Annotated in this window: 6 protein-coding genes and 1 tRNA gene; 2 read left to right on the top strand and 5 right to left on the bottom strand. The window is 59.0% G+C overall.

Going from position 1 to position 8,332, the window contains the following annotated elements:
- Window positions 1–443, top strand: a 443-nt coding sequence (locus tag HKN37_00820; protein ID NNE45181.1) for a DUF1579 family protein, incomplete at its 5' end; no start/stop codon positions are given.
- A gap of 143 nt (window positions 444–586) precedes the next feature.
- On the opposite strand, the gene HKN37_00815 is transcribed toward HKN37_00820, so the two are convergent.
- Complete coding sequence (locus HKN37_00815; protein ID NNE45180.1) at window positions 587–1,657, bottom strand: hypothetical protein; 1,071 nt, start codon at window positions 1,655–1,657, stop codon at window positions 587–589.
- A 525-nt stretch (window positions 1,658–2,182) separates the two neighbouring features.
- Between HKN37_00815 and HKN37_00810 the strand changes: the two genes are divergently transcribed.
- Window positions 2,183–6,265: a PKD domain-containing protein gene (locus HKN37_00810; protein NNE45179.1), complete on the top strand. Its 4,083-nt coding sequence runs from the start codon at window positions 2,183–2,185 to the stop codon at window positions 6,263–6,265.
- Window positions 6,266–6,346: 81 nt separating this feature from the next.
- Here HKN37_00810 and HKN37_00805 read toward each other — a convergent pair.
- From HKN37_00805 to HKN37_00790, 4 genes are all read right to left on the bottom strand, one after another.
- Window positions 6,347–6,420, bottom strand: a tRNA-Val gene (locus tag HKN37_00805).
- Between the two features lie 24 nt (window positions 6,421–6,444).
- Complete coding sequence (locus tag HKN37_00800) at window positions 6,445–7,053, bottom strand: hypothetical protein (protein NNE45178.1); 609 nt, start codon at window positions 7,051–7,053, stop codon at window positions 6,445–6,447.
- A gap of 130 nt (window positions 7,054–7,183) precedes the next feature.
- Complete coding sequence (locus HKN37_00795; protein NNE45177.1) at window positions 7,184–7,759, bottom strand: sigma-70 family RNA polymerase sigma factor; 576 nt, start codon at window positions 7,757–7,759, stop codon at window positions 7,184–7,186.
- A gap of 180 nt (window positions 7,760–7,939) precedes the next feature.
- Window positions 7,940–8,332: DNA polymerase III subunit delta (locus HKN37_00790; protein ID NNE45176.1), on the bottom strand; the 393-nt coding region annotated here is incomplete at its 5' end.

Here is an 8,332-nt window from a genome sequence, read left to right as displayed (position 1 = left end):
AGTTTGCTGCGCTGGACTATTTGCAGGGTGAATGGAACGTGAGCGGATCCGTTCGCCTCGCGGACGGCGAGTGGGATGACGTCGACGGACGCTCGAAGATCGCGCCCGATCTCGACGGCTGCGTTCTCATCGAGCGCTACCGCGATGATCGATCGGCGGGGCCATTCTCGGCCATTGCGATCTACTCGTATGACCCCATTGATGGCCGACTGCAGAAGACGTGGATTGACTCGGCGCACGGCCTAGCGATGTTGTATCGCGGTGGACTGGTCGAATCAAAAATTGTCTTCAGTGCGAGCAAGGAGATTCGTGGGACCGGTCATTATTTCGTCGAGGATTACGAAGTTGACGGCTCGAACGGGTTCACTGTTCAGCGGCGGCGAGCGACGGGCGACCGGAGAGCGTGGCGAGCTGTTTCGCGAGTTGAGTATCGCAGGCGGTGATGACGATCGCCCTGGTAACCAGGATGCGGATTGCCGCGCAGCACCAGAACCGACAGACGCAACCGCGCACCTCGGCCGAGACGGTGAGTACCGTGAACCCCCGGCTCAGTTAATCACTCGCCTGCCGCCGACTGGGACCACTCTCACCCCGACCCGGCTACGACGAGCACCGCCTTTACCGCGTCGGCCATGCGCTGTGAACGGTCGGCTTCGCCGGGAGGTGACCACACGTCGAGGCCTGCTCTGAAGAGATCGAGTCTGACTCCAAACTCGTCCATGCGACCAAAGAGCGCATCCTTGAGCTTGCCCGTTCCGGCGGAGTGATTCTTGATTCCGTGGCATGCGCCACAGCTTCGACGGCGAAACGCCTGCATCCGTTCGACCACCGCATCGCCTCTCGATGCAGCCGCATCTTCGGCAACGAGCGTAAGAATCTCACTGCTTTCCTCAGCGACCGCGACATACTTGATTGAGGCGCTGTCACCGATGATGGGCCGCAACTCGATGCCGATCTCGCCAATCCTCCGGTACATGTCTCGGTTTGCATCAATCCAATCGAGCGGAGGCACCCGCTCGCCACCGGACAATGCCATTGATCGCCGCAACAGGTAGTTGTTGTCATACATGATCAGGCGATGCTCATACATCAGGCGCGTCAATGCTCCCGTTGCCGTCGTATCCGCGTTGAGATTGCTCAGGAGCGTATCGACGTCCGCCGACGACAGCGCATGGTCAGCTGCAATGACACCGCGTGAGCCGTCGTATTCGAATTGACTCCAGAAAGTCTCCCACGCGCCCTCGAGGTCCGCATTGAAATCTTCGTTATCCCAGACACGTGAACGGATGACCACTCCGTCAGGATCAGTGACGAGTGCCAGCATTCCGCCCCCCTCGGATTCGGAGAGCGGTAACACCCAGATGTTGAGCGAAGCGGTCTCGCCCTCGTCGACTTCCGCACGAGCGGTGTAGACGCGGAGGCTGTCGAGATGCGACGGCGCGCTCGAGACCAGGCCCCGAGCACGATCAAACGCCGATGCATCCGGGTGCGCGCCGGGGCGAAGATCTTTGAGGTGGAGTTCGGTATTCAACCCGAGATCTATTCCGTCGATGCTCCCGGATCCGGGTGCGCTGGAGCACGCGGCGACCATGACGGCCAGCATTCCGTAGGCGCACATGTGCGCGATTCGTATGGCAGGGATTGAAAGCATTGACATGTCCGATGGGTGTCTTTTGGGGTAGCGATCTGTCTCGTCTGGACGCTCAAGGGCCGGGTGATTCTACGCTCCAGCTCCTTCAATGGGCGTCCGTCGAATCTACAGTACCAGATCGTCGACGAAAAATCGAGCATACCGAAAGGCGTCGAAACAACGCAACTTCCTGCTAGAGTGACAGAGAGAATTCGTTGCGTGTGGACGCGGTCGAGCCGGTCGGGCGGACGACAAGTTTAATATGAAGGAATGTTGAACGGCCGCATTTATTGAACCAAGTTTCATGGAGTTGACAATCGCTCGGACGAGGTTGCACACTACCAGGTCTAGCCTCGACCTTCAATCAAACGCGGACCGAATAGCGGAATGAGCCCCCGCCATCACCGTCGTCACAACTCCGATCCAAAGACCTGTGTCCTCGCTCGCGTGATTCCTACGCTTTTATAGGCAGGTGAGAATGTCGGTTATCTCGGCATTTCCCGACATCTCACATCATCCGACAATCACACTGCCGCCAATCTGTTTGTGTTCATGAAGAACGTCGCGTTGGTATCCTCACTCGTCGCCTCCCTTTTCGTGCTGACTGGAATCGCTTTATTTACCCGTCAGGACGTTGTGCTCGTTGCCGACACCTCCGTGACGGTACAGGTCGACGATGATTCCGGCGCACCGCTGCCCCGCGCCCGCGTACGGGTCTACGACGAGAGCGAGACCGAGCTCCTTGCTACCGCCTTCACCGATTCGTCCGGCGCAACGACCCTCATCGTGCCGACGTCGGTGAGCATCGATGATCCTGGCGCCGTCTCAAGCACTTTCTCCGTCAACGCGATATATCCGAATCCGGTCCTGGCTGGAGCGAACGGGAGGCTGACCATTGCCTACTCGGCGCCGGACTCTTACTCGGAGACACCCGAACTGCAGATCTTCGACGTCCTCGGTAGAGAGACCAGAACCTCAAGCCTGCTGTCCGCCGGCGTCTACGTGTACCGTGTGGACTTCGGTGAGAGCCATCCGAGCAAGACGAGAACGTTTGTCGTGGCGGACGGCGGACACGTTGACGTTCGCCTCATCCGCGGCAGCCGCTCACACTCGAATCATCAGGGACCGGTGCCGGCCAAGACGGCAAGTGCCCGCGCGAGCCTGGTGCTGCGGACGGACAAGGCCGGGTATCAGCCGGCGGGTCAGGCCATCGAAACCGTCGGAGAGAATATCGATATTACACTTCAGATGACACATGCGGCCCGGCCGCAGGCGGCATTCGCCGTGAGCGGGACGCTCCAGGAAGGAGCTCTCGTCTCGCTCGACGCTACATCTTCCACAGATGCGGCAGGCGGTGAGCTGACGTACTCGTGGGACTTCGGTGACCAGAAGCGAGGCGGGACGTCCCGCGTGAGCCATACCTACCTGCGGGCCGGAAGCTTCGACATTACACTGGTCGTTTCCGGCACATACGGAGCCGCCGACACAACGAAAAAGACGATCGAGATCACGCCGGGCCCTCAGCCGGCTTCGCTCACGGGGAATGTGTTCGGCCTTGTGCTCGACCAACTGGAGAATCCCCTGCGAGATGTTGCGGTTTCGGTGGTCGGCGATACATCCGGGACTCTGACCGATGCCGGAGGCCGGGTCAAACTGCAGAACGTACCGGTCGGAATACCCGTCTATCTCACACTGGAGAAGCCAGGCTACTCGAGCCAGCAAGTGAGGGTGGCTCTGGAGTCCGATACCACCGAGGCGTATTTCCGAGCGTCTCTGATCGAACGCAGCACACCGGTGCGCGTGCGGGATGTGGAGAACGGCGCATCCGTTGCCGGAGCGGATGGGGTGCGTCTGACTCTCCCCTATGACGGGTTGATCGACGAAGCGGGAGATCGGGTTACAGGAGACGTTCTCGTCAGCCTCACGCCCGTAGACGTTGTCGAGCAGACCGCGTCGTTCCCGGGCCGGTTTGAAGCAATTGATGAGAACGGATCCGTCGGCGGACTCCAGAGCTACGGTGTCGCTGAATTCAGCCTCTCGCACGAGGGCCGCGACGTCCAAATTGCGCCCGGAAAGACGGCCTCCGTCGAGATCCCGATCTACACGGGCGGCGCGGAGGCCGGGCAGGAGATCGCTCTCTGGTCTGTGGACGAAGAGACAGGCCAGTGGACACAGGAAGGCACCGGAATCGTTGTCGAGTCCGAGGCCTCGCCCACCGGCTTCGCGCTACGGGCAGACGTCGGTCACCTTTCATGGTGGAATTGCGACGACTTTTTCGATCCCGACGTCCGCAATCCGGGCGTTTGCTACAAGACGGAATGCGACAGCGGTGTCTGCTTTGACGTCGCGATCGGTTGTTGGGCCGGCGGCCGGCGCAAACCGCTACAGAAGCTCGACTCGCGTCTGGAGACCGAGCCCGTCTTCGAGGTCCGGACGTACATCAGCCCGGCCGGCGCAAGACTGATATTCCCTCCGAATCGCGAGACTGAGCTTGTCGCCACGAGTCTCGGCGGACTGTTCACCGCCACGGTGAGCGTCACAGGCATTGCGGGAAATGAAAGCACGCTGGATATCTTCCTGGAGCCTTCCGGCCTCGAGGTCGACACGGTCCAGATCGCATACGGCGACACCCTGGCCGCAACGTACGACGCGTCCGACAACCCTCACGTGTACGGGTTCTTCGTGGGGGACACCGAGGCTTTCGAGGTCAAGATTCTGTCTGACGGTTTTGCCGGCAGTATCACGATGGAGGGAGCCGGACAGGCCCCCGAGCGCCAGCTATCTTCTTCCGGCACCGTGACCTTTACAGGAAGTGGCCTGACAGACCAGACGTTCTTCGTCATCGTGGACGGCTCCGTCGGTACACCCGGCGATTACCGGATTACACTCCGACGATCGGGCGTGTTCGAGTGGGTCGACTTCGACGACAACGGCGAGGTCAACGTGGAAAGCAACGTAGGCCCCAATCAGACACGCATCTTCGCCTTCAGAGCAGACGCTGGCGACGGCATCTACGCCGAGATTATCGACGCTGATCCCGACATGCTGCCGGCCACCGATGTCAGCGTAAAACTTAGGCGCTGGTCATCGAACCCACTCAGCTCGTGCTGCTTGACATCATCGGGCATCGGGTCGGTGTCTGAGCGCCTCGAGGAGTCTACCGGGGAGTATTCTATCGAGATCGAGGACCGCCAGGACAACGGCGGGCAATTCGCTCTGCGGATCTTCAGGGTGAAGCATTCGACATCCATCGTTGTCGACGACGACCTGTCATGTGTGGGCGCCACGACCCGCAGTCTTCACGCAGCCCTGGCTGCGGCGGACCCAGAAGCACTGGTCAGTGTCTGTCCGGGCGAGTATCAGTCGCTGGCCCAGACCGCGACCATCCGTTCCGACGGCGTTCGGCTTATCGGCGCGGGCCGATCGACCACGCACCTGGTGTCTCCGCTGCGCACGGGAAGAGCCGAACGGTCCACACTCTGGGTCGAGGGTGCAGGAGTCTCCATCACCGGCCTGTCGATCGGAGGCCCTCAGACATATACGTGCTGTACGGCCACGATGAACGTGGCCAACTCCGCGACTGGATTTGAGATCTATGATGCAACGATCTACGGTGAGAACCGATCGAAAGATGACGGTCGAGCGCTCCAGATCAACGCCGACGATGTCACCGTTCGCAACGTGATCATCGAAGATATCCAGACGGGTGCGAACCTGTCGGCGACCGGCCTGACATTCACTAATAACAGCCTGAACACTGTGTCCGGACTTACCGGTGGGCTCTCGAACGGACTGATACGAGATAACGAGTTCACGACCACCTGCGGAGTGATAAACCTGCTGGGCGGCGGAATAGCCATCGAGAACAACATCATGCTGGGCGAGAATGCCGATGCGAGGTGCTTCATGGTGCAGATCGACGCACGTGAGATAGACGGATTCGGCGAAGTCGAGATTCGGGACAATACCATCCGAACCAGTGGGAGTGGTTTCAACGTAACGCTCAACAATCGCAACGACGTGGCGTCAATCGTGATGGAGAGAAACAGCGTCGAGTTTCTGTCGTCGGCTTCGTTTGCGGCGACCGCCGTCCGGGCTGCGACCATCGAAGGTTCGACCCTCAAGATCATCAACAACACATTCGACCGCGTCGACAATTTCGAGGCCATTACCGTTTTCGGGGCGGAGAGGGCGGACGAGATCGTCTTCGCCAATAACAACATCCGTGGCAACGATAGGTCGTACACCAACATCGAGACTTCACCCCTCATCCGGATAAACGCCTCCACAAGTACGTACGAAGGCCCGATGCCCGTGGTGCTTGTGAACAACTTGATTTTCGGGCTCGGGAACGTCGGCATCGACATTCAAGCAGGGACCACGCTCGACAGCGATTTCAACCTGTTCTGGAATGTGGCATCGCGCTACTCCGGAGGATCTTCGACGACTGCGTCGAACGACCTCGAGGCGGACCCATTGTTCGACGGTGACGCACTCCGCATCACGGCCTCGAGTCCCGCCGTGGACGCCGCCGCCACCTCCGCTCAATATCCAGACGTTCCGGACGAAGACATCGACGGTTCGCCGCGGCCGGTCGGGTCAGGAGTCGACATCGGGGCGCACGAGGTGAACTAGCAGTTCGGTCGACCTGCGGGAGGCACCACCCTGGAAGCACGACACAGTACGGACGTAGCGCCGGCGTCGGTCGGAGAGTAGTGGGCCCTACTGGATTTGAACCAGTGACCTCTCGCGTGTGAGGCGAGCGCTCTAAACCGCTGAGCTAAGGGCCCTGTGAAAAAGCTGTCTCTGGCGTCTTACCAGGCCGATGCTACGCTGCGTACCGGTGTGCGGGTTTGCCTCCAGTCGGCGTCCGCCCAGAGCGGAGCGATCGGCAACCTGCGCGGCGCAACAGGGTTGAAACGATGGGATGCGCTGACGACCAGCGAACGGTCGCTGGGCGGCACAAACAAACTCGAAAACTGAATCCCCTGCACGTTCTCCAGGGCCGATTGGCTGTCACGGGCAAGAAGGGTGGCCTCGTCATTCACCAGCATCTCGCCCAGCAACACTGCAGCGACCGTCATCACAACAAGCGCCGATGTGAATGCCGCAAGGTAGCCGAGATGTGATACCAGGTCGGGCAGAACAACGTCGCGCGATTCGCCGTGCTCAGCCGTAAGCCGCCGTCGGAGTCGATCCGCAAAATCAGCCTTGAGCCGACACGCGCAGGCCGAGTGAATCAACACGTCTCTCGCCTCACACAAACACTTTACGTGCTCGGCAAGCTCCGGGGTTTCCCGGACATACTCTTCAAAGACTTCCCGGACCACCGGGTCCATTGACCCATCTACGTATTCGCACAGAAACTCGTCGAGCTCCTGCCACGATTCTGCGTCCGGAACTGATTCGTAACCCTCACCCATACGCGATCAGGAATTTGTCTGAATCGATGTGCGAGATCATTAACGTACTATGTGCCGTCGGGTTCACGGCGAACGAAAAAAGGCCGGCGAATTGCTTCACCGGCCTCTTCCCTCGACTACCTGCAGGAGTTTAGTCCTCCTGCGGGGTGTACACCTCTTTGAGAAGCGTCTGCAGCTTGGTTCGGCCTCGATTGATCCGGCTCTTGACCGTACCCATCGGGAGGCCCGTGATCTCAGCAATCTCTTCGTAGGCAAGCTGCTGTACATCACGCAGTACCACGACCTCACGAAACTCTTCCGGAATCTGCTTCAGAGCTTCCTGAATGAAATGGTCCTGGATCGTGCTCTCGGTATGCTTGTCCGGCGAGAACGTCTCGTCCGGGATCTCGACCTCGTACTCTTCGTCGTCACGATTAACTGACTGCAACGAGTACAATCGGCGGCGCTTGCGCTTCCGGTATTCGGAACGTGCAAGGTTACCCGCAATCGTGTACAGCCACGTAGAGTACTTGGCGATACGTCGGTATGAGTGTCGGTTCCGATACACGCGAAGGAACGTCTCCTGCAACAGGTCCTCACATTCCTTCATATCCCCCAGGAACCGATAGATATAGTTCGTCAGGGGATCCTTGTACCGGCTCACGAGGATATCAAATGCCTCAACAGTCCCTGCCTGGAACTGCGACATCAGGTCCTCATCACTCATCTGGCTGAGTGCCTCAAAGTGGCGATTGCTCGGGTTCTTCGAGCGGACCGCCGCCTTGCGCACCCGTACAGCCGGGGTGGTGGATTCAGTCTTCTTACGCTCAAGCGTATTGGCCATATCTTCTGTCTATTTTACAAGGCGCACGATGCGCCTTTCTGTCAGGGCTACTTCTTCAAATACTCAGGCAAATACCTTACCCGATACGAGCTCATTCAGCATAAGCTGCACTACGAGTGTCTCGGAACGGTGGGCGCCGCCTTTTAATTCAAAATCCGCTGCCATCAAGACCCCGAAAGCACGCTCAATTGAGCTTCTGTCATAATACTTTAAACTGTGAATGTACTCTTTTATGAAGAACGGGGAAACTCCAACCCGCGACGCCATCTCCTTTTCCCCCAATCTCCTTCCTTGACAAACTGTCAGTTTCCACAGTTTCGTGAAGTAAGATGACAGGATCGTTACAAGGCGAATCGACTCCCCGCGTGGATTAGATGTTTGTTGCAACAATCGTTCCGCAATGGTGACGGCCCGCTCATAGTCCGCCTCGCCAACGGCCCGCTGCAACTCGAACAC

The sequence above is a fragment of the Rhodothermales bacterium genome, from assembly GCA_013002345.1.
Taxonomy (GTDB): Bacteria; Bacteroidota; Rhodothermia; order Rhodothermales; family JABDKH01; genus JABDKH01.
The sequence above is the reverse complement of the archived record's forward strand: the minus strand, read 5'-3'. Positions and strand labels throughout refer to the sequence as shown.

Coding starts and splice junctions, on each gene's coding strand:
- HKN37_00810 (NNE45179.1), top strand. CDS start 2,183: ATGAAGAACGTCGCGTTGGTATCCTCACTCGTCGCCTCCCTTTTCGTG.
- HKN37_00800 (NNE45178.1), bottom strand. CDS start 7,053: ATGGGTGAGGGTTACGAATCAGTTCCGGACGCAGAATCGTGGCAGGAG.
- HKN37_00795 (NNE45177.1), bottom strand. CDS start 7,759: ATGAGTGATGAGGACCTGATGTCGCAGTTCCAGGCAGGGACTGTTGAG.
- HKN37_00815 (NNE45180.1), bottom strand. CDS start 1,657: ATGTCAATGCTTTCAATCCCTGCCATACGAATCGCGCACATGTGCGCC.